32 protein-coding genes and 1 pseudogene are annotated in these 23,732 nt (G+C 55.3%); 11 read left to right on the top strand and 22 right to left on the bottom strand.

Going from position 1 to position 23,732, the window contains the following annotated elements; translation table 11 throughout:
* Positions 1-93 precede the first annotated feature (93 nt).
* Genes BLM14_RS09055 through BLM14_RS09040 form a run of 4 tightly spaced genes read left to right on the top strand, consistent with a single transcriptional unit; the run spans position 94 to position 4,813 of the window.
* Complete coding sequence (locus BLM14_RS09055; RefSeq protein WP_099999062.1) at positions 94-1,677, top strand: ABC transporter ATP-binding protein; 1,584 nt, start codon at positions 94-96, stop codon at positions 1,675-1,677.
* Positions 1,677-2,768, top strand: coding sequence for an ABC transporter permease (locus BLM14_RS09050; protein ID WP_099999061.1), 1,092 nt, complete (start codon positions 1,677-1,679; stop codon positions 2,766-2,768). Before BLM14_RS09055 ends, BLM14_RS09050 begins: the two co-directional genes overlap by 1 nt.
* Position 2,769: 1 nt before the next feature.
* Entirely contained in the window at positions 2,770-3,690 is a 921-nt protein-coding gene (locus tag BLM14_RS09045) for an ABC transporter permease (RefSeq protein ID WP_204252001.1), read from the top strand.
* Positions 3,691-3,745: 55 nt separating this feature from the next.
* Entirely contained in the window at positions 3,746-4,813 is a 1,068-nt protein-coding gene (locus BLM14_RS09040) for a BMP family ABC transporter substrate-binding protein (protein ID WP_099999060.1), read from the top strand.
* Between the two features lie 62 nt (positions 4,814-4,875).
* Here BLM14_RS09040 and bfr read toward each other — a convergent pair whose 3' ends face one another.
* From bfr to BLM14_RS31750, 8 genes are all read right to left on the bottom strand, one after another.
* Positions 4,876-5,361 (bottom strand): bacterioferritin, encoded by a 486-nt coding sequence (bfr, locus tag BLM14_RS09035; protein ID WP_099999059.1) that lies wholly within the window; start codon positions 5,359-5,361, stop codon positions 4,876-4,878.
* Positions 5,327-5,638: a (2Fe-2S)-binding protein gene (locus tag BLM14_RS31410; protein WP_099999058.1), complete on the bottom strand. Its 312-nt coding sequence runs from the start codon at positions 5,636-5,638 to the stop codon at positions 5,327-5,329. The genes bfr and BLM14_RS31410 overlap by 35 nt, the downstream gene beginning before the upstream one ends.
* Before the next feature lie 709 nt (positions 5,639-6,347).
* Complete coding sequence (gene rirA / locus BLM14_RS09025; protein WP_099999057.1) at positions 6,348-6,809, bottom strand: iron-responsive transcriptional regulator RirA; 462 nt, start codon at positions 6,807-6,809, stop codon at positions 6,348-6,350.
* Positions 6,810-6,951: 142 nt separating this feature from the next.
* The gene (locus BLM14_RS09020) at positions 6,952-7,197 is read right to left on the bottom strand and encodes a hypothetical protein (RefSeq protein WP_099999056.1); all 246 of its coding nucleotides are present in this window, start codon (positions 7,195-7,197) and stop codon (positions 6,952-6,954) included.
* A 308-nt stretch (positions 7,198-7,505) separates the two neighbouring features.
* A complete protein-coding gene (locus BLM14_RS09015; protein WP_099999055.1) occupies positions 7,506-7,814 on the bottom strand; it encodes a hypothetical protein in 309 nt (102 codons plus the stop codon).
* Positions 7,815-7,918: 104 nt separating this feature from the next.
* Complete coding sequence (locus BLM14_RS30990) at positions 7,919-8,152, bottom strand: hypothetical protein (protein WP_133123859.1); 234 nt, start codon at positions 8,150-8,152, stop codon at positions 7,919-7,921.
* 118 nt (positions 8,153-8,270) lie between these two features.
* A complete protein-coding gene (locus BLM14_RS09005; RefSeq protein WP_099999053.1) occupies positions 8,271-8,633 on the bottom strand; it encodes a putative quinol monooxygenase in 363 nt (120 codons plus the stop codon).
* A 103-nt stretch (positions 8,634-8,736) separates the two neighbouring features.
* Complete coding sequence (locus BLM14_RS31750; protein WP_237143579.1) at positions 8,737-9,273, bottom strand: hypothetical protein; 537 nt, start codon at positions 9,271-9,273, stop codon at positions 8,737-8,739.
* On the opposite strand from BLM14_RS31750, the gene BLM14_RS08995 reads away from it, so the two are divergent.
* Positions 9,244-9,609, top strand: a complete 366-nt coding sequence (locus tag BLM14_RS08995) for a host attachment family protein (RefSeq protein ID WP_335672075.1) — start codon at positions 9,244-9,246, stop codon at positions 9,607-9,609. The genes BLM14_RS31750 and BLM14_RS08995 overlap by 30 nt on opposite strands.
* A 226-nt stretch (positions 9,610-9,835) precedes the next feature.
* Here the strand turns inward: BLM14_RS08995 and BLM14_RS30985 are convergent, their stop codons facing one another.
* The 3 genes from BLM14_RS30985 to BLM14_RS30980 form a co-directional block, all read right to left on the bottom strand.
* Positions 9,836-9,988, bottom strand: a complete 153-nt coding sequence (locus BLM14_RS30985) for a hypothetical protein (RefSeq protein WP_157929508.1) — start codon at positions 9,986-9,988, stop codon at positions 9,836-9,838.
* A gap of 214 nt (positions 9,989-10,202) precedes the next feature.
* Entirely contained in the window at positions 10,203-11,132 is a 930-nt protein-coding gene (locus BLM14_RS08990) for an oxidoreductase (protein WP_250645693.1), read from the bottom strand.
* 229 nt (positions 11,133-11,361) lie between these two features.
* The gene (locus tag BLM14_RS30980; RefSeq protein WP_157929507.1) at positions 11,362-11,514 is read right to left on the bottom strand and encodes a hypothetical protein; all 153 of its coding nucleotides are present in this window, start codon (positions 11,512-11,514) and stop codon (positions 11,362-11,364) included.
* A 384-nt stretch (positions 11,515-11,898) separates the two neighbouring features.
* On the opposite strand from BLM14_RS30980, the gene BLM14_RS08985 reads away from it, so the two are divergent.
* A complete protein-coding gene (locus BLM14_RS08985) occupies positions 11,899-12,441 on the top strand; it encodes a flavin reductase family protein (protein WP_099999052.1) in 543 nt (180 codons plus the stop codon).
* A 15-nt stretch (positions 12,442-12,456) separates the two neighbouring features.
* Here BLM14_RS08985 and BLM14_RS08980 read toward each other — a convergent pair whose 3' ends face one another.
* Together BLM14_RS08980 and BLM14_RS08975 are read right to left on the bottom strand one after the other, a co-directional pair.
* Positions 12,457-12,702, bottom strand: coding sequence for a hypothetical protein (locus BLM14_RS08980; protein ID WP_099999051.1), 246 nt, complete (start codon positions 12,700-12,702; stop codon positions 12,457-12,459).
* A gap of 81 nt (positions 12,703-12,783) precedes the next feature.
* Complete coding sequence (locus BLM14_RS08975; protein WP_099999050.1) at positions 12,784-13,581, bottom strand: hypothetical protein; 798 nt, start codon at positions 13,579-13,581, stop codon at positions 12,784-12,786.
* 224 nt (positions 13,582-13,805) lie between these two features.
* Between BLM14_RS08975 and BLM14_RS08970 the strand changes: the two genes are divergently transcribed.
* The 3 genes and pseudogenes from BLM14_RS08970 to BLM14_RS31745 all read left to right on the top strand — a co-directional run.
* Positions 13,806-16,346, top strand: a complete 2,541-nt coding sequence (locus BLM14_RS08970; protein ID WP_099999049.1) for an autotransporter family protein — start codon at positions 13,806-13,808, stop codon at positions 16,344-16,346.
* A 144-nt stretch (positions 16,347-16,490) separates the two neighbouring features.
* Positions 16,491-16,862, top strand: coding sequence for a COG4315 family predicted lipoprotein (locus tag BLM14_RS08965; protein WP_099999048.1), 372 nt, complete (start codon positions 16,491-16,493; stop codon positions 16,860-16,862).
* A gap of 81 nt (positions 16,863-16,943) precedes the next feature.
* Positions 16,944-17,293: pseudogene (locus tag BLM14_RS31745) on the top strand (alpha/beta fold hydrolase); the annotation flags it as partial.
* A 34-nt stretch (positions 17,294-17,327) separates the two neighbouring features.
* On the opposite strand, the gene BLM14_RS08955 reads toward BLM14_RS31745, so the two are convergent.
* From BLM14_RS08955 to BLM14_RS08945, 3 genes are read right to left on the bottom strand one after another with little or no spacing between them, the layout of a single operon-like run.
* Entirely contained in the window at positions 17,328-18,128 is an 801-nt protein-coding gene (locus BLM14_RS08955; protein ID WP_204251999.1) for an anti-sigma factor family protein, read from the bottom strand.
* Positions 18,128-18,766, bottom strand: a complete 639-nt coding sequence (locus BLM14_RS08950) for an RNA polymerase sigma factor (protein WP_099999047.1) — start codon at positions 18,764-18,766, stop codon at positions 18,128-18,130. Before BLM14_RS08950 ends, BLM14_RS08955 begins: the two co-directional genes overlap by 1 nt.
* A 32-nt stretch (positions 18,767-18,798) precedes the next feature.
* Positions 18,799-19,350 carry a tetratricopeptide repeat protein gene (locus BLM14_RS08945; RefSeq protein ID WP_099999046.1) on the bottom strand — a complete coding sequence of 184 codons (552 nt, stop codon included), beginning with the start codon at positions 19,348-19,350 and terminating at the stop codon, positions 18,799-18,801.
* Between the two features lie 267 nt (positions 19,351-19,617).
* Here BLM14_RS08945 and BLM14_RS08940 point away from each other — a divergent pair, with 267 nt between their 5' ends.
* Together BLM14_RS08940 and BLM14_RS08935 are read left to right on the top strand one after the other, a co-directional pair.
* Positions 19,618-19,938, top strand: a complete 321-nt coding sequence (locus BLM14_RS08940; RefSeq protein ID WP_099999045.1) for a hypothetical protein — start codon at positions 19,618-19,620, stop codon at positions 19,936-19,938.
* Between the two features lie 97 nt (positions 19,939-20,035).
* Positions 20,036-20,461 carry an OsmC family protein gene (locus BLM14_RS08935; protein WP_099999044.1) on the top strand — a complete coding sequence of 142 codons (426 nt, stop codon included), beginning with the start codon at positions 20,036-20,038 and terminating at the stop codon, positions 20,459-20,461.
* Between the two features lie 24 nt (positions 20,462-20,485).
* On the opposite strand, the gene BLM14_RS08930 is transcribed toward BLM14_RS08935, so the two are convergent.
* The 6 genes from BLM14_RS08930 to BLM14_RS31520 all read right to left on the bottom strand — a co-directional run bounded on the left by BLM14_RS08930 (position 20,486) and on the right by BLM14_RS31520 (position 23,689).
* The gene (locus tag BLM14_RS08930) at positions 20,486-21,010 is read right to left on the bottom strand and encodes a carboxymuconolactone decarboxylase family protein (RefSeq protein ID WP_099999043.1); all 525 of its coding nucleotides are present in this window, start codon (positions 21,008-21,010) and stop codon (positions 20,486-20,488) included.
* Between the two features lie 94 nt (positions 21,011-21,104).
* Positions 21,105-21,353, bottom strand: a complete 249-nt coding sequence (locus tag BLM14_RS08925) for a DUF6894 family protein (protein WP_133123860.1) — start codon at positions 21,351-21,353, stop codon at positions 21,105-21,107.
* Between the two features lie 24 nt (positions 21,354-21,377).
* Positions 21,378-22,442, bottom strand: a complete 1,065-nt coding sequence (locus BLM14_RS08920; protein ID WP_157929506.1) for an acyltransferase family protein — start codon at positions 22,440-22,442, stop codon at positions 21,378-21,380.
* Positions 22,443-22,678: 236 nt separating this feature from the next.
* Positions 22,679-23,254 carry a transglycosylase SLT domain-containing protein gene (locus tag BLM14_RS08915; RefSeq protein WP_099999040.1) on the bottom strand — a complete coding sequence of 192 codons (576 nt, stop codon included), beginning with the start codon at positions 23,252-23,254 and terminating at the stop codon, positions 22,679-22,681.
* 77 nt (positions 23,255-23,331) lie between these two features.
* Positions 23,332-23,490, bottom strand: coding sequence for a hypothetical protein (locus tag BLM14_RS30975; protein ID WP_157929505.1), 159 nt, complete (start codon positions 23,488-23,490; stop codon positions 23,332-23,334).
* 52 nt (positions 23,491-23,542) lie between these two features.
* Positions 23,543-23,689 (bottom strand): hypothetical protein, encoded by a 147-nt coding sequence (locus BLM14_RS31520; RefSeq protein ID WP_099999039.1) that lies wholly within the window; start codon positions 23,687-23,689, stop codon positions 23,543-23,545.
* Positions 23,690-23,732: the final 43 nt, after the last annotated feature.

Genomic DNA, 23,732 nt, shown 5'->3' with positions numbered 1-23,732 from the left:
ATGTGCGCAAATGGCCGCAACCTCACGTTTTGTACTTTCCAAATTTGGTGAGCCTGTCATAGGATCGAAAACGGTCTTTGGCCGCGGGGAACCATGAAAGAAAAAATAATAGACGGCTCTGAAAAACCGCTACTGGAAGCTGACAAGCTCACCAAAATTTTCGGCACACTCAAAGCCTGCGATGAAATCAATCTGAAGATTGGGACGGGCGAAATCCATTCGTTGCTCGGCGAGAACGGCGCGGGCAAGTCGACCCTCGTCAAGATGCTGTTCGGTGCTTTGCAGCCAACGTCCGGGGACATCGCGTGGAAGGGGCAGACTGTTACAGTCACCAATCCGGCGATGGGAAGATCGCTAGGCATCGGTATGGTTTTTCAGCATTTTTCGTTGTTCGACGCACTGACGGCCGCGGAAAATATCGCCCTTTCTCTCGATGAGAAGACACCGCTCGATACTATCGCGGCCCGAGCCAGGGAAATCGGTCAGACCTACGGGCTGCCAGTGGATCCTGAGGCGCTTGTCGGTGACCTTTCGGTGGGAGAGAGGCAGCGGATCGAAATCATTCGTTGCCTGTTGCAGAATCCGGATCTGATCATTCTTGATGAGCCGACATCCGTTCTGACACCACAGGAAGCCGACCTTTTATTTGTGACGCTGGAGCGGCTGCGGTCCGAAGGAAAGTCCATCCTTTATATCAGCCACAGACTGGAAGAGGTGCGGCGGCTATGCGATCGCGCCACAGTACTGCGGCACGGCAAGGTCGTGGGTCATTGTAATCCGCGCGCTGAAACAGCGGCGTCCCTGGCACGTATGATGGTTGGCAGCGACATCCATGTGATCGACCGGCATCCGGTCGATGCGTCCCGGTCGCAACAATCGCCTCTGGTTGAGGTGAATGGCCTCTCGCAAAAGCCGCGCGGCCCTTTTTCTGTGCCGCTTCACGATATTCGCCTTTCGGTCCAGGCCGGCGAAATTCTTGGAATCGCCGGGGTTGCCGGCAATGGACAGGGCGAGCTGTTCGAGGCGATTTCCGGCGAGGTATTGCAGGAACGCCCCGAGATAATACGCATCCGCGGAACAGATGCCGGTCGGATAGGCATCTCCGCGCGGCGCAGACTGGGTGCTGCCTTCGTGCCGGAAGAGCGCCTTGGACACGGCGCGGTTCCAGACATGTCATTGACCAATAATCTCCTGCTGTCGCGCCACTCCACGGACCGCAAGGTATTCCTTTCCGGCGGGATGCTGAAGCTCGTCGCAGAATCGAGTCTTGCCGCCGCGGCCAAACGCATTGTCGCACAAATGGATGTACGCAAGAGCGCAGAAAATCCAGATGCATCAGCCCTTTCCGGCGGAAACCTGCAGAAGTTTCTCATCGGCCGCGAGCTTGATCGCAATCCTTCCGTCATGATCGTCAACCAGCCAACCTGGGGCGTTGATGCCGGTGCGGCAGCGCATATCCGTCAAGCTCTCGTCGACCTTGCGCGCAGCGGTTCGGCGGTGATCGTAATCAGCCAGGACCTGGACGAACTGTTTGAGATTTCCGACCGGGTTGCGGCGATGGTGCATGGCCGCCTTTCGGAAACCGTGCCGATAGAAAACATGAGCAGGGAACGCGTGGGGCTGATGATGGGAGGGGCTGACGCGTCGGCACCTCTGGAAGGCGCAGGAGCAGTGTGATGCGGATCGAAATCGTCAAACGCCCGCAACATTCGGCTTTGTTCAGTGCCTTGTCGCCGTTCATTGCCCTGTTCCTGACGTTGATTGCCGGGGCAATCCTTTTCTCCATTCTCGGCAAGAATCCGGTTTCGGCACTCTATTCCTATTTCATCGAACCACTGACAGAGGTCTGGTCTATCCACGAACTGCTGGTCAAGGCAGCGCCGCTGATCCTGATTGCGGTCGGACTTTCCGTCTGTTTCCTGTCGAACAACTGGAACATCGGCGCGGAAGGACAGTTGATAGCCGGCGGTATTGCCGGATCGATCCTTCCCGTCATGTTTCCCGATTTCCAAGGCTGGTATGTCCTGCCGATCATGCTGCTGTTCGGCATGGCAGGCGGCATGGCCTATGCGACTATCCCGGCTTTTCTGAAGGTCCGTTTCAATACGAATGAAATCCTGACCAGCCTGATGCTGGTCTATGTGGCCCAGCTCTTTCTCGACTGGCTGGTGCGGGGACCGTGGCGCAATCCGCAAGGCTATAATTTTCCCGAGACAGTGCAGTTCAATGCAAGCGCAGTCCTGCCGGAAATCTGGTCGGCATCCGGCCGGGCGCATTGGGGCTTCATCCTCGCGCTGATAGCTGCGGTTCTCGTCTGGTTCATGCTTTCATGCACCCTGAACGGCTATGAAATCAAGGTGCTTGGCCGCAGCACGAGGGCAGGGCGTTTTGCTGGTTTCAGTGGTGGACGGCTGACATTCTTCGCCTTCCTGGTTTCAGGGGCGCTGGCCGGCCTTGCAGGAATTGCCGAGGTTTCCGGTGCTGTCGGGCAGTTGCGGACAAGCATTTCACCCGGCTACGGCTTCACGGCAATCATCGTTGCATTCCTCGGAAGGCTCAATCCTTTGGGGATAATTGCAGCCGGACTGGTGCTGGCGCTCTCCTATCTCGGCGGTGAAGCAGCCCAGATTTCATTGGGCATTTCGGAAAAATCGGCGCGGATCTTCCAGGGCATCATCCTGTTTTTTGTCCTCGCCAGTGACACCCTGATCTATTATCGCATCCGGATTGTGTCTCGGCACGGCGAGACTGCATTGAAGGGCGCGTGAGATGACGATGTTTGAGGCCATACTCCTGACGGTTGCGACGGCGGCGACACCGCTTCTGATCGCAGCTCTGGGTGAGCTCGTGGTCGAGCGCTCAGGCGTGCTCAATCTTGGCGTTGAAGGCATGATGGTTATGGGTGCTGTGGCGGGTTTCGCCGTTGCCCAGACCACCGGTTCGGCCTGGCTTGGCATGTTTGCCGCGATCCTGGCTGGCGCGGCTTTTTCCCTGCTGTTCGGGTTTTTCACGCTCACGCTGATTACCAACCAGGTGGCTACAGGCCTGGCTCTGACACTTCTGGGTCTTGGTGCTTCCGCGATGATTGGCGAAAGTTTCGTCGGCCTGCCAGGCGTGAAGATGGAATCGCTGTATATTCCGGTACTTACGGACTTGCCCTATGTGGGCAAGTTTCTGTTCGGTCAGGATCCAATCTTCTATATCTCAATCCTGCTCGCCATTGGCGTGGTGTGGTTCCTGTTCAAGACCCGGGCGGGTCTGACCTTGCGCGCTGTCGGCGACAACCACACTTCGGCGCATGCATTGGGTGTGCCAGTCGTCCGCATACGCTACCTTGCCGTGTTGTTCGGCGGGGCATGTGCCGGTCTGGCCGGTGGACAGCTTTCGCTCGTCTATGTGCCGCAATGGGTGGAAAACATGACGGCCGGCCGCGGCTGGATTGCTCTCGCCCTGGTGGTTTTTGCCTCGTGGCGGCCATGGCGCATCGTTGCCGGCGCCTATCTCTTCGGTGCTGTAAGTATCGGGCAATTGCATGCCCAGGCGCTGGGTATAGGCATACCGTCGCAATTCATGTCATCGTTGCCCTATCTGGCAACGATCATCGTGCTTGTTCTGATCTCGCGGAACAAGCGGCTGACCCTGATGAACACGCCGACATCACTCGGCAAGCCCTTCGTGCCGGATCGCTGAGGGTGGCATAATCCAAAAAGACAACGCAATCCGTTTAACAGAGAGGTGAACTTAGATGAAAAAACTGATGATGGCGCTGACAATAGCGGCCAGTTTTGCCGTGGCGGGCTCCGCCCAGGCTGCGGAAAAGCTGAAGGTTGGCTTTATCTATATCGGACCACCCGGTGACTTTGGCTGGACTTATCAGCACGACCAGGGCCGCAAGGAATTGGAGAAGGCGCTTGGCGACCAGGTAGAGACCACTTTCCTTGAAAACGTGCCGGAAGGTGCCGATGCGGAGCGTTCGATCGAACGTCTGGCCCGCGCGGGAAACAAGCTGATCTTTACGACGTCGTTCGGCTACATGGATTCGACGATCAAGGTCGCGCAGAAGTTCCCGGATGTAAAATTCGAACATGCGACGGGCTATAAGACCGCTGACAACGTTGCCGTCTACAACTCGCGCTTCTACGAAGGCCGCTATGTGCAGGGCGTGATTGCAGCGAAAATGTCGAAGACCGGCGTTGCCGGTTACATCGGCTCCTTCCCAATTCCGGAAGTGGTCCAGGGCATCAACTCCTTCATGCTTGGTGCACAGTCGGTCAATCCGAATTTCAAGATCAAGGTGATCTGGGCGAATTCCTGGTTCGACCCTGCCAAGGAAGCAGATGCTGCCAAGGCGCTTGTCGATCAGGGCGTCGACATCATCACCCAGCATACGGATTCGACCGCTCCGATGCAGGTCGCGTCGGAACGCAAGATCAAGGCTTTCGGCCAGGCCTCCGACATGATCAAGTTCGGCCCTGAAACCCAGCTGACGTCGATCGTCGATAATTGGGGCCCTTACTATATCGAGCGTACCAAGGCGGTGCTGGACGGCTCCTGGAAGTCCCACAATGTATTCGAGGGCATGCACGAGGGTCTGGTCGTCATGGCTCCCTATACGAACATGCCCGACGATGTGAAGAAGCTGGCTGAAGAAACGCAGGCCAAAATCACCTCCGGTGAGTTGAAGCCTTTCACTGGCCCGATCAAGAAGCAGGACGGTTCAGAATGGCTGAAAGCTGGTGAGACTGCCGACGACAAGACCATTCTCGGCATGAACTTTTACGTTGCGGGTGTTGATGACAAGCTGCCGCAATAAGCGACACACCAGAAAAGGAAAGGGCGCCAGTGGCGCCCTTTTTGTATCGAAGATTGATCTGATCAATCGACTTCATTGGCGGATGCAGCGTTAAGCTGACCGTAGCGTTCGACACCGATGGCGTTGAGAAGATCAATCTGCGTCTCCAGAAAATCGACGTGGCCTTCCTCGTCCTTCAACAGCTCATCGAAGAGCTCCTTTGAGACATAGTCGCCGAGCTGATCGCAGATCTCACGCGATTTCTTGTAGGATTTGACCGCATCGTATTCGCCGGCGAGGTCCGCCTCGAGCACTTCCTTGATGTTCTGGCCAATGCGCAACGCGCCGATCGACTGCAGGTTCGGATGGCCCTCGAGGAAGATAATGCGCTGGATGATCTTGTCCGCGTGGTGCATCTCCTCGATGGATTCTTCGCGTTCTTTCTTGGCGAGCTTGGTGTAGCCCCAATCATCCAGAAGGCGATAGTGCAGCCAATACTGGTTGACGGCCCCCAATTCGAGAAACAGCGCTTCGTTAAGCCGCTCGATGACCTTTATGTCGCCCTTCATGTCGTGAACTCCCGTATTCGTGACGCAATGACCGGACACGGTCGATAAACGAAACTGCATCAGAATCGTCGGAACCGTGGCGGAGATGATATTCTTCCGTCACCTTTATGATGGTTTCAACGACATTTGGGAAGCAGCCGCAGCAGCGGCCGCGTTTCTTCATCGCATGGTAAACTTTAGCGGGAACAACGAGTTGCCACGGATCCGCATCGAGAAGTTCAACGATAGTATTCTCGATTTCTTTCTGGGTGATGATATTGCAATGACAAACTAGCATTTTGAATCGACGCCGTAACCGACAGAACAAACACCTGCGACACTCGACGTCACAACGGCATCAAATCTTGCACAAACTATTGATATGAAAGCGCTTTGTACGCTAGACCCAAGAGATATTATCCCGTAACCGGGTGATACTTTCGAACCAAACAATGGTTCCTCCAATCGCAAGGGTTCAAGGCCCAAACATTAAAGGTCACGCGTTCCTGTAACGCTGGCAGCATAAAACCGGTTTGTCGGTACGCTGTCAAATCCATATGGTAAGAATATGTCGTGATTTCAAGTAGTTAGAATTATTCTAAACTAGCCAAATAACCTAACTAATTCAATCATGTTTGGGTTTTTGCGTTCACTCGCGGCGAAAAAATAATGCGGAATTGCGGCTGTGTCATAACGTCTCACAAGTACGCCGATGAATGGGTGGGGAGGTCACGCGTGGGGTAAACTTCAACCGAACTAAACCAGGATGCAACGCAGCGTAGAGAATCTCGTACGAGAATCGAACTTTCTTGTGCAAGAATCACCGGATTCCGTCGGGATTCGTATGAGATCGTTGAAAAAGCGTGGCTGAATCGCTGTGAACCTTATGAAGGTCAGACTATGCGGCCTGGCAAATCAAGCTACAAATCATCTACCCCGCAACATACGCTACGGGATCGGCGGATAGCCTCGCCAGGCTTCTAACGAAGATGTTGCAGTGCTGAAAATCAGCTCGCCGTCGCGAGGCGCCTTTCGAGCACGTCGATGCCCAGCAGGGCACGCACGTCGCGCTTGTCGACGATATCCTCTATCGAATATTGCGCGAGCACTTCGAAGAAGGCATTGAGCGCCTTGCGCAGGGCGGCGTTCAGACCACAGCTGTCGATCAGCGGGCAATCAGCCGCGTCATTCTCGAAGCATTCCGCCATGGCGAAGTTTTCCTCGGTCACGCGCACGACATCGAAAAGCGTGATGTCCTTGGCGGGTTTGCCAAGTTTCACACCGCCATTGCGGCCGCGCACCGTTTCGACGAAGCCGTTTTCGACAAGTGGCTGAAGGATCTTGAAAAGGAAAAGTTCGGAGACAGTGTAGGCCTGCGCTATTTCACCTATCCGGCTCAGATTGCCATCATTGGCCGCACAATACATGAGAATCCGGATGGCATAATTGGTCTGTCTTGTCAGTCGCATGGGAATATCTCTTTCAACCCGATATCGGGCATGCACGTTCAATTTGGGCGCAGTTTAGAATTATTCTTGATAAAGTAAACGATAATATGAAACCCGGCTTCATATTTTCCATGTGCTGAGCAGCCGGTGAATCGCGCGAATTCTAACGGACGAGAACGACGACAGAGGCCGTGATAAGTGCTGTTGCAATCAGCAGCAGCAAGCCATAAAGGCGCGGTTTATCGAAGAGAACTGCGAATCCGGCGGACCAGACGACAACCGCTGCACCAAGCGCGTAGAGAAAGCCCGCTTTGTGCTCCCAAGCAATATGGACAGCCATGAGGCCGCCGATAATGAGGGCACCAAATACGACCATCAGAGCCAGGGCGTACTTCTCAAAATTGTCCATTCAGGCAACTCACTCTCAATACCTGCATTGCGGAAAGGCCGACCAATTCCGCCCTAGAACCTGACCGGTTTCGATCAAGCGATAGTGCAACCTTCATAGACTGTTCATGCCACTGAAGGCAACCTGAGACCGTAACCACCGGCACTTGGCTTGACCGATGTGTGCTATCGGCAACAAAAAAGGCCGGGGGAAAACCCGACCTTTCCGAATTCGCCTCAACACCAGTGCCAGTACATCCGTGGTCAAAAGCGGAAACGAATTTCTGGAACCAAGATAAGAAGCCGCGAGGGCATTTTCAAGGGCAGGCCCTAGTAGCGTCGATAGGCGCCCATGCCAGCGAGCAGGCCGATTCCAGCAATTGCCGATATGATTGCTACCGTAGCGAGCGGATGTTCCCGGGCCTTCTCCACCGCTCCATTGGCCTCAGAGCCGACAAAACGGGCAGCTTTGCGGCTCCGGCGCTTCACGCTGTTATAGGTCGACCTGACATCCGGAAGTTCAAACCCTTGATCTGAAAGGGACTTGCTGATCACGGAAAGCTCCTCACGCAGGCTTGCGATCTGGCTCTCCAGACCATTTTCAACCGTCTCACGAATATTCGATGCATTCGTTGCCATTTCAGAGTTCCTTTCCATTTGCATGAAAAGGGGAAACGCCCACTTAACGCGTTTGGTTCCCGTTGAACCAAGACCGGCCTGAGACAGTGGAGATTGTTCAGTGCCTATTTCCAGCAGCCGTTGTTCTGGCCGTTGAGATTGTGCGAGTCGATATCGATACCGGCGGAGAAGTCGTTTTTCACCAGGTACACCGCTGTCTCCGGTTTGATGCGAATTTTATTCCACCCGGAGCAGTTGGACGTGCGGGCCGGCTTTTGGTCCATCCAACGCATGGCACCACACCCCGACGTTCCGAGGACACAGGGCAGCAGCAAGGCCAAAGCGAATTTCTTCATCATTCTATTCTTTCGACGCGGTACGGAATGGTTCAATGCGCATGAGTGGTAGTGAACATTCATCGCACATTTCCCCTGCAGCATGTCACTGAACTTAAGTTCTAGAGCCTGACGCAGCGACTCAATCGTCATTGCTGGCGTTCAGTTCCTGCGGCGTCATTCCTTCCGCTGCTTTCGCACTCAAGGACTGTGCCAGTATCGGCCGGCTCGACTTGAGCAGCGGTGCATTGGCAGCGCGGACCTTGGGCAGGCGCGGATTGTTCTCGTGTGCGGTAACCGCGGCTTCATTCGCGTAAAGCTCGTTGACCATGACCTTGTTGGGAATGGGTGTTCCATTTCGCTCAATGGGTTTGATGACCTCGAAGCGCAAGCAACCCGGTTCTTCTTCCAGTGTCTTTCTGGCATGCTCGCGAATAAGCGCGATGAATTCTTCTTCACGGCCATCGTGAGTTTCGAATTCAACGATAATAGTCAATGCAGTCATTAAAATTTCGCCTCCCATTTCCCTCAATAGTGTCTAACAGCCGTCAGATGACAAATCCAGACACAGCAGAAATGAAAGCGCCTTCATAGTCATTTTATAGGTATCAGCGGCTTCTGGCAAAGAAGAGAAGACCAACACCGATCACGGCCGTCAGCAATCCAATGTAAAGCCAGCGTGTCTGGCCGACCATGAAACTGCCGCCGATAAGGCTCATGCCCTGGAGCGCCCAGATGGCGCCCATGATGATCAGAAGTAGAGAAACAATCGATAAAACGATCTTCATGACAATCTCATTCCGTTGGCTGCTGGATATCATCCCAGTCTTGCACTTATCGAGGCCGGCAGGAAAACAAAAAAATCCGGAACCTGTCGCATTCGGGGACGTTGTTTCAATATCCGCGGCCGCAACGCCGGCAACAAGCGAGGCAAAAAGATCGCTGCATCCATAAGCGCGGCATGATTTCCAACGGAACGAAATTCCATTAAAAAGGAACTGCAAATGACAACATATGCCCCGGAGTTCGAGATGGTAAATGTCATGTTGAACCGCCACACGTGGGTTTTGGTCGCAGATGGAGAGAAGGCACTTTTTCTGCGCAACAAGAACGACATGAACAATGTCGAGCTCGGCATCATCCATCAGTTACATCAATCCAACCCCGCCACGCGTGACCAAGGTAGCGACAAGCCCGGGCGTTCTTCGAGCGGGCCGGGTCTGGGGCGCAACGCGGTGGACGATACCGATTGGCATGAGATTTCAAAGAAGCGCTTCGCCAAGGAGATCGCCGATGCGCTTTACGCCCATGCCCATAAGGGAGAGTTCGAGCGGCTGATCATCGTGGCGCCGCCGCTCATGCTGGGCGAAATGCGTCAGGAATTTCACAAGGAAGTTTCAGACAAGATCGTCAGCGAAATACCCAAAACCCTGACCAATCACTCGACGAACGATATTCAGGCTATTGTGGAAGAGAGTTGACAGACGCAACTAAAACTGTGTGGTCCACACAAGCAAAACCCCTGCCGAACCGGTAGGGGTTTCGCGAGTTGAGGCTTGATTTGGCTCTAACAAACTGGATTCTGGATAAGGTTATCACGCATCGTTTCAGTGCGGCGCAGGCTCAAGGTACCGCTACACTCAACCTGCCAGAATGCTATCACATGTGGCGCTAAATTCAAGGATAAGATGGCTAACGGTCCATTTTTTACTTGACCTTCAGACGCTCTATCTCTTCTTCCAATCGCTTGATTCGCTCTTCCAAAGCGTTGATCGCCTTGAACACCGCGACACCCATGCTTTTGAAATCGCCGCTATGGATTGCCGCTTCGATCGCATGTTTGGCATCTGCAATTGACATTGTTTCCTCCAACTGACGGAGCCGAATAGATAAAGCCGAAAAGCCCAATCCTCAAGGGGCATGAGGATTGGGCTACTTTTTGGCTTGTGGGGTTAGCCAAGTCTGGTTTGGGGGAACCAGTCTAGTGGAAATGCTCCTGCCGAGATTTGGTTCCAGCCTTTTGCAAAAAAATCGCGAGGCCTGGAATCTGGTGTGATGGCTTTGCTGACGGGACTCAGTCTGCGACGAGTTCCAGGCTGGCGTAGTCGGTATAACCCTTGGCGCCTTGCGTATAGAAAGTGGACTTGTCGGCCGCATTAAGCGTAGCGCGCTGGTACCAGCGCTGCGGAAGGTCTGGATTGCTGATGAAGGCTTCGCCGAAAGCGATAAGATCCGCGGTGCCCGTTGTCAGAGCCCGCTCGGCATCATCACGTTTATAGCCACCTGCCAAAATCAACGGGCGGTGAAAGGCTGCAGGTGTGCTGTCAACGACATTGACATACTGTTCCGGTTGGACGGGCGGTGCCACCACGTGGAGATAGGCCAGACCCTCAGGACCAAGCAGTCCGGCAATCTCCGCGAAATGCCGCACCGGATCACTGTCGCTCATGCCCTGGTAGGTATTCGTCGGCGAAAGGCGAACACCGATACGATTGCCGGGCCAATGCGCCTTTGCTGCTTCGATAATTTCCAGCAGGAAACGGGTACGATTTTTCACTGAACCGCCATAGGCATCATCACGAACATTGCTTCCGTCACGCAGAAACTGATCGATCAGATAGCCGTTGGCGCCATGAATTTCGATCCCGTCAAAGCCCGCCGATCTGGCTCTGGCAGCCGCCTCGGCAAATTCGGCAACAATGTCGCCGATCTCGGCGATTTCGAGCGCACGCGGTGCGGCGTAGGGCTCAGCCCCCTTGGCGGTGTAGACAGTTCCGGCGGCAGCCAAGGCAGATGGGCCAACCGGCTGACGGCCATTTAGTAATTGCGACGGATGTGCCGTGCGTCCCATGTGCGAAAGCTGTATGTAGATCTTGCCGCCAGCGGCGTGGACAGCATCTGTCACCAGCCGCCATCCGGCCTCCTGTTCATCATTGGTGAGGCCGGGGCGAGTTGGAACGTCAATAGCGCTGAAGGGGTCGACTTCCGTTGATTCCGAGATGATCAGCGCTGCGCTTGCACGCTGCGCATAATAGAGCGCATTCAGTGCGCTCGGAATCTTGCCATGGATGCGCGCCGGCGCGTCATGGGCGCCATGACAATCCGGCTGGAAAGAGTGAGATCGCCGAGAGTAAGGGGGGAGAATAGCGAAGCCATTGGACTGGTCACTCGGAAATCATGGATTACACCACAGCACGGAAGATGCCGATGGCGCGACATGCGCACGAAGCCGTTCAGGATGGCAGGAGATTGAAGAGCGCCGCCAGATGAAACGCAAAGGCAGTCCCAAACACCAGGAAGACGATCCCGCGATCCTTGCTCTTCAAAATGCGGCGGAAACCTGAAACGGCAGTGCCGGGTGTTGTCGTGTAATCAGTGGAGGCCATCAGGAATCGTCTCGCTTTGTCTGTTGCCTCGATCTTCCGACATTCCATACACGATTAACACGATAGAGATTATAAATGTAAGCACTGATCCGGTAGCGTTTTGCGCCTGAATGCCGATTGATGGAAATAAATACTCCGGACGACGGGAATGTGTAGTGAGGAGACCGTAGCGTATCTCTACCGCACCAGTCGGGTAACTGCATTTGTTGGATTTGATTTCTCGCAAATCGCAAGAATCGCAAAACAATATCGCCGAATAGGCGTGGCTTGAGCAAAACGCGATCTGGTTGGATGCCGTACGGATGTGCTGCAATGTAGGGATGAGTGAGAGTCCTTACTTCGCACGCCGAGGGTCCTGCGAGTCATCCAATGAATGAGGAAAAAATGTCCGTCTTTCAGAGCGGGGCGCGTGCCGCCCACCATGAGCTGACCGTGGAAGCAGACCTGTTCAAGGATTCGATGCGGCATCTCGCCGGTGCCGTGAGCGTTATCACAGTCGGCCGCGGCAAGGATCGCACCGGCTTCACGGCCACTTCGGTTTCCTCGCTGGCGATAGATCCTCCCTCGGTGATCGTCAGCCTCAATCGTGATTCCTCGTCCTGGCCGGTGCTGCAGCGTCATGGCAGCTTCTGCGTCAATGTGCTGGCACATGATCAAAGGCATGTGGCCGACAGTTTTTCCGGAAAGGGTGGGCGCAAGGGTGTGGAACGCTATCAGGATGCTCAGTGGCAGGAACTTGCGACCGGGACGCTGGCGCTGGCAAATGCGTTAACTGTCCTGGACTGTGAGCTTGACGATGCGATCGAACGGCATTCCCACGGCATCCTTATCGGCAGGGTGCGCGCAATCACGCTGCGCCGGAACGCCGAACCATTGCTCTATTGGCATGGCGCCTACCGCCATATCACTGCGCCAGTGGAAAAATGAAGGCTTGCGCCGGGGTCAGGTAACGATAGCGGTGATCGAGCCCGCAATCAGTGCAATAGAGACGAACAGGATGAGCCCGTAGAGCCGCGGCTGATCGAAGATGACCGCAAAGCCGAGAAAGAAGGCGGCGCAGGCCGAGGCCAATGCAAACAGGAAAGCAGCCTTGTCGCCGGTCGCGATCGCGAATGCCATGAGACCGGTAATGATCAGCGCGCCGAATACAATGAATATCCAGGTTGCAAAGGTCTCGTAGCGGTCCATTGTCTACTCTCCTGCCAGTCCGTGCGCAATCGGGGCGGATTACAACTTAATATCCACACACAGTCAAATTAAGGGCTGCGATCAGATATCACATGGGCCACATTCGGTATTCGGCTCGCTCTGGCCGAGCGCGGCCAGCCACAGGCTGTCGAGAGATTGCAGTTGGTTACCATCTATCTCGTCCAGGAACAGCCAGTATTCGCCAGTAGGGAAATAATAGCCAAGCGTTCTTTCCGTGTTCTCTGCGCGTTGCAGCTTGGTCTTGTCGATACGCTGCAACAATCCGGCCAGCCGAGTCTGGACATCCGCAAGCGACCAATCCTTTAGCCGGCCAATATCCACGCGCGGGAAAACCAGACGGCTTGTTTCGAGATGGGAAAGATTGACGCAGAGGCAACCCTGCCGCGCGGCTGATACCAGCAGGCGCCCGGTCTTCGCTTCCAGGTTTTGCAGCGTCACGTCGGGGCGGAGCGGATCCCGGTTGCCATAGCCGTAGAAATGCGTCGGCCCCGCACTGTCATAGTTCATGTCGCAGCCGAGAAATGCGAGCACGTCTGGTTTCAGGGCATGCAGCGCCCAATATGCCGTCGTCAGAGACATGGTTGCCCCGGCATAGACGAAGCCGCCATAGGCATTTTGCGCTGGAACGTAGTCTGCTGCCGAGTGGACACTACGCTGCCGCATCAACTCCTGTGCCGGCATTACGGCCGCAGGAAAATCGCCAGCGTGAACAAGATGATCCCAGTCGTCGCGCACACGCCAGGCATTGTTGATCGCGACGATTTCATGAAAAGGCGCACGCTGCCATTGGCGCGCCCGGACAACATCCGGCGCACTGCCGAGTATTAGTATGATTTTTGGATGCGAAGCGGATTGCATGGAAAATACTCCGTTCCAGAATGCCAATAATATCGCAGGCCCGTGTGCAAAATGAGACGCATTTACCACACTGGGAGTGTTCTCTGTATATTTATATAACCTGTGGTTGCGTAAATCCCATCCAGAATCTACTTTGCACGTACTGATATCGTTGTCTGATCCACGGGGTTGCGATGATTTAGCAAGCAATTCCCTCGTCTTATGACCGCTTCAGGAGGAATTGCATGAGTTCTTCTAGTGTTTGTACACGAATCTTCTGGCTCTGTTCTGTTTCCCTCATATCCCTGATCACTTCACATCAATCCGCTCTCGCAGCGTGTACACTGGTCCCGACGGCGGGCAATGACACCTATATTTGCGACAGCGGCACCGGCGGACCGTTGACGGATCCCGGAGGCAACAATTCGCTGACCCTTCCAACCGGGGGCACTGGCACAATTACCGGCCCGGTGACCTTCAATTCGGGTGTCGACACGGTCATCATCAATTCCGGCACGATCAACGGTAATGTCACTGAAGGCGCAGGCAATGACCGGCTTGAGCTCAACGGCGGCACCGTCAATGGTACGATCTTTCAGAATGCTGGTACAGACACATTCATCATGACGGGCGGTGTCGTCCAGCGGGTGGAGCAGGGCAGCGAGCTCGACACCGCAACGGTCAGCGGCGGCTGGATCGTCGGTCAATTCTTCGCCGGCGACTTCTTCACGATGACAGGCGGGCGCATTGGCGAGGTCAATCTCGAGCAGGCAAACAATGAAATGCGCATGTCGGGCGGAACCATCGACGGGTTCGTCATCGCCGCGCAGGGCAGGGATCTGTTCATCCTGTCGGGCGGTTCCATCGGCACCTTCGTTGATCTGGGCATTGGTGACAATCGCATCTTCGTGACCGGCGGGTCGATCGGAAGCACGGTAACAACCGGAAGCGGCAGCGATCAGTTTACGTGGGATACAGCCGGAACGATTGGCGGTGCGATCAATCTGGGTACCGGCAACGACACAGGAACCTTGCAGAATCTCACTGAAGCCACGCTCGCCTCAACCCCGTCGATCAATGGCGGTGCGGGTACGGATACGCTGACCTTTGCCAACACGACGGCCACGACTTCCGGCCGCTACGTGAACTGGGAGAATGTCTCGCTGACCAGTGGTTCCGCCTTTACGCTCGACAGCAATTTTGTCGTTGGCGACAGCGGAACAGGGACGGGCAGTTTCACGATTGATGCGAGCAGCACGCTGCTTGCCGGCAATGGTGTCAATGCGGCAATCGCGCCATTTACAGGCGGTCAGCTGGTCAACGTCACCAATGCCGGGACAATTGATCTTACCAATGGTTCGAGCGGCGCTACCGATACGTTCACGGTTCTCGGCAATTATACCGGCAGCGGCGGTGCAATCCGCCTGCAGACCGTGCTTGGCAATGATTCATTGGCCTCGGACAAGTTCGTCATATCCGGAGGAACGGCGGGTGGCACGACGGGACTTGCAGTGACCAATCTTGGTGGCACCGGTGCCAGCACTGTCCAGGACGGTATCCTCGTCGTTGAATCTGTTAACGGAGCAACGACCGACGCGTCGGCGTTCAGCCTGAGCAATGCTGTTGCGGCGGGGGCGTACGAATATTACCTGTTCAAGGGTGGTGTATCGTCAGGTACTGCGGAGAACTGGTATCTGCGTTCATCATCTATACCGGGAAGTGAGAATCCAGCCCTGGAACTGACACCAGGTGCTATCGAGCTGCCAGGACCGGGCGTTGAACCGCCGACACCAGGGGCGACACCCGTGGTGGCTGCACCCGGCGAGGCGATTCCGCTCTATCGCATCGAGGTTCCGAGCTATTCGGTCGTGCCGCCGGTTGCCCGCGAAACAGCCCTTGCAACCCTCGGTACATTCCATGAAAGGCGCGGCGAGCAGAGCGTACTGACGCCGGGAGACAATTTCTCGGCGGCCTGGGGCAGGGTCTTTGGACAGTCGACAGAGCAGAGCTGGTCCGGAACGGTAAGCCCGTCTGTCGATGGCAACTTATATGGATTTCAGGCGGGCCTCGATTTCATTCGTACCGAAAGCGAAGGCGGACACCGCAATATCGCCGGACTGTTCTTCGGTTATTCCAATTTCAACGCGGATATCAAGGGCCAGGCGGTCGGCTGGAACAATCTGGAAGTCGGTAAACTTGACCTCGATACAACCAGCTTTGGCGGTTACTGGACCCATATCGGACCATCAGGCTGGTATCTGGACGCCGTGCTGATGGGCTCCTGGTTCGGCGGCGACGCCACGTCATCGCGCGATGTCGGCATCGATACGGACGGCACGGGAATTACCGCCTCGCTCGAGGGCGGCTACCCGGTCGCCCTTTCGCAAAGCTGGACCCTGGAACCACAAGCGCAATTGATCTGGCAGCATCTGTCGCTGGACGATCAGTCCGATGGATTTTCGGACGTGTCGTTCGACACCGATGATGGCGTGACCGGGCGTCTGGGCTTCCGCCTGCAGGGAAAATATCAGACCTCTTCCGGCCTGTTCCAGCCCTATGTCAAAGCCAATCTCTGGCACAATTTCGGTGGCACCGATGCCGTTCTGTTCGGTCCTGACGCCATCACCACCGAGAGCGAGTCGACCTCGCTGGAACTCGGCGGCGGTATCGTTCACGATTTCAGTGAAAAGGTCAGCGCCTTTGCTGTGGCAGACTACACGTTCGATCTCGACGGCGGCAACAGGGAGATATTCGAGGGCAATATCGGACTGACGGTCAAATGGTAGGCAACATGTTCTAATTCTTTGTGTAATGCCTCAATTCCGATCAGGTTTCAGCGCAATGTTTTGCTCAAGCGAACGGCTTGGTTCGCGCATAGAACGGGCACTACCAGCGCCCCGCTGGCAATCCCGAAAAGGGAGTGAACGACCATGAGAACTGTGTTAATCGCAATGGGTATTCTGGCTGCCACCAGCCTGTCTGCTTTCGCTGCAGAGCCAGCGAAATTGATGGAGACAAAGATGGGCAAGGTCTACACAACCGACAAAGGCATGACGCTTTATACCTTCGACAAGGACACGAAGGGCAAATCCAACTGCGATGCCAAATGCTTGTCAAACTGGCCGGCATTCTATGCTGACGCCGGGGCTAAGGCGGAAGGCGAATGGACCCTTGTCAAGGCTTCGGACGGCAAGGAGATGTGGGCGTATGAGGGCAAGCCGCTTTACATGTTTGCCAAGGACAAGAAGGCCGGCGATATGACTGGCGATGGTGTTGGCGGCGTCTGGCACGTGGCGAAGTAACAATCGTTCATTTGAAGCGTAGGAAAGGCGGCTCCCACGGGCCGCCTTTTGCTTGCACGCACCGGTTGCATGCATTCGTCGAAGCCCGACGTCATGCAGAACAAGACGTTCGCCGGCTATATCGAGAAGGCAGGCGACGTCTACAAGAAGATATCACCAACGCCCGGCGAATATGACGCCTTTGTCGAGCAGATCAGCGGCATGTGGGCAAGCCAGCCAAATTGGAGCGATGATGATCTGAAGAAGATCAAAACGCCGATAGCCATCGTGCTTGGCGATCATGACGAGGCAATCACCCGCGAACATACGGACTAATAGCGAAGACAATTCCGGGCGCCAAACTGATCATCCTCAAGGATGCCAGCCATTTTGCCATGGTGCAGGACCCGGAAGGTTACAACGCCGCCGTGCGCGATTTCATCGACAATTGATACGATCGGTTTCGCATCAAGCAGCCTGCAATTTTCACGCGGTGAGGGCGGTCCGGAACTTTTCAGTAAGGACACTCAACTGGTCGACGGGGTTGCGGCCAATCAGCATGAAGCCATGGGCGTCATCGGCCCAAAAGATGACATTCATCCCGCGCCGCTGTTCCGTTTGCGGTGGCTTTGCGCCTTTCGAAGATTGAACTATGCAAAGGGCAAGAGGTCCATGTACCGGGTCGAGATAGGCAAGCTGCCCGAGAGGCCTGCCATCATATTCGAGGATTTGCGCGCGTTTGAGCGGTATGCCCGGCAGTGTCACAGCCTCGACAGGCAAGGATATGCCGAGTTTGGACCCAACATTGCGCAGCTCTTGCGCCTGTGATTGTCCATCGCTCGGCAGATCAGCCAGAGTATCGGCCGTATAGAGAGCCACATATTCCGCGACAACGGCCCGCCACCCCCCGGTTTCATTCCCCTCGGGGGATCCGCGCATGCCCAGGAACGCACGATCGGCGACGACACCGACAAACACCGCTGCAATGGCCGCCGCGATGAAGCCCCGGCGTTTCCATCCATTCACGGCCGGTTCATTAGCACCGGGCGCGGGAAGATTGTTCAATATGGATTCCAGATGTGCCGCCGGTGCATTTTCAAGCAAGGGTTCAAACGCATCAAAGAAAGGCATCTCGCTGCGTGACAGGAAATCGAACCTTTTGGCTACCGCCTCGTCGGCCTTTATCAGATTATCGATCCGCTCCCGTTCACCGGCTTCCAGTTCGCCATCGAGAAAAGCGACAAGCAGTTCGTCGGAGGGCATCTCGTTCTTACTCAGATCGATCATCATTTCCCTCCTTTCGATGCTTGAGTGACAGTGGCTGCTTCAGCGTTTTCGGCCAGCTTTGCCCGGGCTGCAGCCAGCCTGCTCATGACTGTCCCAATCGGCACGTCCAGGATCTCGGCTACCTCGCGGTAGGAGAGACCTTCAACATAGGTAAGGAAAACAGCCGTTCTTTGCGCCTCCGGCAGAGCGTTTACCTGACGCAGAACCTGGTTGGCCAGAACGTGGGTTTCCGTTTCCCGCTCCCCATCAAAAACGAGCGCAATGTCGGCATCGACGAAACCGTGCCCCATGCGGATACGGCGCGAACGAACTTCATTGAGCCAGATCGAGTGGAGGATTGCGAACAGCCATCGATCAAGTCTGGTTCCGGCAGCAAACTGGCTCGCGCGCTCCAACGCACGAACACAGGTCGCCTGGACGAGATCGTCGGCAACATCGCGCTGGCGGGACAGCACAACGCCGTACCGCCAGAGCCTTGTAAGGTGCTGGGCTAGGCCCGACCTGATTTCATGTTCGCTCGCGATGACTGCCTCCGGCGCGGCCTGTCCGGAAAGGGCGGCCGACGATAACGATGGGTATGGCTTCGCCCGACTATAATCATAAAGTCCGAGATGAGCGACAGTCACGTTAGTGGTCATATTGACACCGTTCTGCCGGGCGAGGGGCCACGTCAGGTCTTCGAGGGTTTCTCGATCGCTTCCTGAAGATCCTGATACTCTTCGCACGTTGTGCCGCAGATCGATTTGATCGTTATGAGCTGCTCCTTGGCAAGATCGATCTGCCCCTTGATGACGTAGGCTTCGCCAAGATATTCGCGAACCTTCGCGTATTTCGGATCCAGCGCTACCGACTTCTTGTAATAGGAAATGCCTTCATCGGTCCTGCCGAGCTTGCGTGTGGCATAGCCGCGATAGTTCCAGGCTTCCTTGGTGTTAGGGTTCTTCAAAGTATCGAGAATCTCCAGTGCTTCTTCGTACCGTCCAGCCTCGGCGAGCGCAAAGGCATATTCCGTGCGGTCCTTATCCGGAACAGCGCTGCTGTTCTTGCTGACGCACTTCTTGCTCTTGGTATCGTAGACCTTGCCCTTGGCACAGGTCGGAGTTGCATCACCACCCTCGCCACCAGCCGCAAGGACCGGGACGGCGAGGCTGGCGACGGCGAGGCCGGCGCCAAGCAAAACCAATGGCAACTGGCGGCGTATCGATAGGACTGCATTTCTCATGGCGTTTTTCTCCGCAGATTAAGAACTGACGTATGGAGAACACACGTTGCCGCTAGTTTATTCGGAGTCGGTGGCGGTTATTTTGGATGACCGGATGCAACTGATTTCCGGAACCTGGCCTAAAACGAGAATCCCGTGCTCATTTGCAGGGAAATTTTGATCCTCAATTCGTTCCGGCGACGATGGCAAACATCTAGACTTGGCTGAAGATCAACGAATCCGCCCACGAAAAGCCTGTCCAGAATGAACTGCAGAACGGTTGAGCCCATGGATGCCGATATTGCCAGCGGAACGCTCCTGCAATCATTGCTTGCAGGCTCTGATGTCCGTACAACCAAATCATCCGAGCGCATGACGCGCCGGCGGCCGAAGGCATTGTCCGCAATTGAGGTGGCAAACAAGCTCGTCGAAGAAGCGAAGCGCGCTGCCGACCATAGTCTTATGCGCGCGAAGGCTGCACCCAAACCGCACGAGATCACCAATCCGGCTTTTGTTGCCTTGTTCGAAGCGCATCAGCGGGATCGTGAAGTCCTTTTCGCAGCAATGCGTGCTCTGGAAGCGGCCCGTTCCGCTGCCGAACAGGCATGATGCACCAAAGATGTGGCATTCCACGATTATCTTGACTAGGTTCACGGCGTCGGCGTGAGAGCGATACCGATCGTCAAAATTTCCGGGAACCAGCAAAATGGCTGAATTAAAGATCAGAACGCGGGCCGTTGGCGCGACGGCAGTGCTCAAGCCGAAAGAACTGCCGGTCATTACGTCCGAGACGGGCGGGCAGATCAACGTGGTCACCTCTGTCTCCGAACCGGGTTTCAATCCGCTCGACCTGCTCTATGCGTCGTTGTCGGCTTGTATCGTGCTCAGCGCACGGATCGCGGCCAGCCGTTTGGGCGTCGCAGACAGGCTATTGGAGGTCAGGGCACATGTGACGGGCGAGAAAGCCCATGACGAACCCTCACGTGTCGTCCGTTTCAATATTTCCATCGAAATCGATGGAGATCTGGATAAGGCGACGCAGCTTCAGATCGTTGAGACGGCCGAGGAAATCTGCACCGTCAGCAACACATTGCGCGGCAATGTAGAGTTTGTCACGAAACTGACGGACTGATCAGTCCAGCTGTTTTAAAAGCCATCAGCCTTTTTTATAGGAATTGAGCTCGGGGTCGAGATCAACCTCGACGACATTGGTAAAGATGGTGGTAGCCACCATGATACCCGCAAAGGCCACGAGATTGACGAGGGTAGGCTCGTCGTAGCGTGCTTCCAATTGCTGCCAGACCGCGTCCGGAACGGCATTGGAATCGGCAATGATTGCCTTGCCGAATTCCATCAGCAGCGCCTCGTCCGCATCCGGAACGATGGTTTCGGGCTGCAACCCTGAATCGATCAGCGCGCGGCGGAAAAACGTCGATGGTACGAGGGAATTGCTCGCTTCGGATATGGCAAGAGAAAACAGCCAGATTGCCCGGTCAGATATGGCCGGCCGCAACAGATCGCGGAGTGTGAACCATTCCGCATAAATTCGGTGGGCGGCAGGCGAATGAAGCATGATGCGCTTCATGTTTGTCATCCGGCCGCGCAGGCTCAGCTCCCTGTCGTGCTCGGCACGGATCTCTGGCGACGCTTCAGTGTAGTCGATCTGTGATATGCGGCTCATGGGGAATCCCGTGGACAAGAACTCCTCGAGCTATAGCAGTACGCCGATCGAGGCGCATCCCAGAACCTGGTGGTGGCGGGCGAATGACGTCCAGTCAAGACCGGTATTTTGAAGCCGGGACGTCCGAAAAGCGAATGACAGCCACGGCGTGCGCTTCATCGGACTGATTGAAGATCTTGATCGCCCAATCGACGCGATCGAAATCATCCACGACGCCATCCAGGAGCATTTCCCCGGCGGTTTGCACGGCTTCGGCGGTGGCGGTTTCGTCATCGTCCAGTTTGATTCCGCGGACGGCACTTGTTCGGAGAGCTTCATGAAACTCAAAGCGATATGTTGGCATGACACGGCTCCACATTTGCACTCATCAGGATCCAGTCGGTTGGTGTTGAATCTCCGGAGGCCGCCGTTTGATGAACTCGTCCGACAAATAGCGTCGAACGGGTACGTCAAACAGATGAAACAGCAGGCTGCAACCGGCAAAAAGACAGGGAATAAACAGCCAGATCGTCAACTCCCCAGGTACGCCGACTTTCCGGACTGCAAAATTGAAGATGAACATAAGCGGGAAATGGACGGCATAGACGGGAAAGGATATTTGGCCGAGAAATCTCGACACACCATGCATTGACGGCGGCACCTCGAAGGCAATGCCGAGGTAGAGAATGGCCGGACAAACGATCAGCGCGATAATCAGATCGACAGGAAAAGCGTCATAAACCGCAACCGAACAGGTCAGGACCAGGGCAGTGATCGGCAAAAGCGCAAGCCAGCTGACGCGCCGCTCGATGTGAATTTTATAGCGTGCGAGCAAAACGCCGACGGTAAATGCGAAGGTTATCCTGGCGACGCCCACACCGAATGTGGACCAGGCCCATCCGCCGTGCAACGTACCGGTCTGTATGACGAAAATCGTCATTGCAGTTGCCGAAACGACGGCAAGAAAGACAAGCGAGCTGTCCCGCCAACGTACGAACCAGGCAGCAAAGGCTATGCTCATGGCAAATTCCAGGAACAACGACCACGCCGGACCATTGAGCGGAAACAGCTCATGCGGAGCAAAGAGCGTCGGCAGCATAACGATGCCCCAGAGGGCCGATAGCGTTATTTGAGCAATGCTTATCGCTTGCGCGTCTGCGAAGAACAGCGCGCCCAGGGCTTTCGTTACACCAAGAGCTAGGCCAAGCACGAAAAGTGGATAGAAGCGGATCAGGCGCATAAGCGTAAAGCGCCAAACCGACAGTCCGCCGCGCAGCCGTCCTCCGTATGACATCGCGATAACGAATCCGCTGAGCGCAAAAAAGAAATCCACCGCCAGATAGCCTTTGGCGGCGTAATTGGTCTGGGTGAAGGAACCTGCATGAAAGAACACGACCAGCAATGCAGCGACCCCACGCATTGCATCCAGGAGATAGTAGCGATCCTTGTGCATTTTCTGTCTCGACCATGACATCGACGCTCTTCGAAAGACAGTTCGAAGAGGGCACGGATTATGTAGGACCCGGGCGAAATACAAACGCAATTGACAATTGATGGCTACGCAACCGAACACTATTCAACGGTTGAGACTACGCCGAGAGTTGAGCACGTTTCTACCGACTGGTCACTTAAACAAATGTATTGAGACACGGGATGCGGCACGCAACATCCCCGATTACTGATGGGGTCCTATAGCCCGCAAGTACTCAGTTGAGCGGCGTAGGTATTGGCCATGGCAGCGGTACGCCGGGCTGTCCGGTCAATAGCCGGCTTATTCCTCCACGTTCCCCGCGCATAATCAGCTTGACCGGCATAGTAGGCCACATAGAGATTATAGGCATCGTTGAGCGGAATGCCGTTTTTCTGATGACTCTGGGCATGGTACCAGCCGACAAAATGCACGGCATCGCCGAAATCTGTCCGCCCCGCGCCATATCTGCCGGTCTCCCGCTGATACTCGGCCCAGGTTCCATCCAGCGCCTGCGAATAGCCATAGGCACTCGAAGGACGTGTCCAGGGGATGAAGCCGAGCAGCTTGGTTCGCGGCGGTTTCACACGAGCCTGGAAACCGGATTCCGTATAAATCGTGGCCATGAGAATAGGCAGCGGGACGCCATATTCCGCTTCGACGCTCTTGGCGTCCTTATACCAATTGTTAAAAAACCCGTCCTTCTGTTCGAACACCGCACAAACATTGTTTGTCTGCGTGGGTGCGGTGGCGCAGCCGGTGAGCAACAACAAAGCAAGTATCATGGCGCGGCGCATAGGCAAGTCCCTTGTCTGGCACCATCACCTAGTCCTGAAATCCTAACACTCGGTTACCGGGTATTTGGGCTAGGGGCTCAGTTGCCCCTGTCGGGCGTTATATGCTGCGGCGGAATCGCCATTTGGTAGCCGATACCTTGAGTTGAATGCATGACAACAAAGCTTGCGCCTAAAAAGACCACCATGATCGCCGCAAAAGCGATGACTTCAATCAGACCGTTCTTATTTTGATCCATAATGATAACATCATAGGACAGTGGTTAAAATTTCGCGCCAAGCCGCAAGCAATCAGTTCTCCTTGATCGAAACGCCACCCTCGCCAATTTTCAGTTCTACGCCAGCAGGCTTTGTTTCTTCCCTATAGACATATGCGCCCAAGCCGACGACTACGACCAGCAGGGCTCCGACAATCAGGTACAGACCGTTGCGGTTCAATGTGCGCTCCTTTGTGAGTTGGGGAAAGACTGAGTAGTAACGC

It is taken from the genome of Phyllobacterium zundukense (genome assembly GCF_002764115.1).
Classification (GTDB): domain Bacteria; phylum Pseudomonadota; class Alphaproteobacteria; order Rhizobiales; family Rhizobiaceae; genus Phyllobacterium; species Phyllobacterium zundukense.
This window is presented reverse-complemented; position numbering and strand designations above follow the sequence as displayed.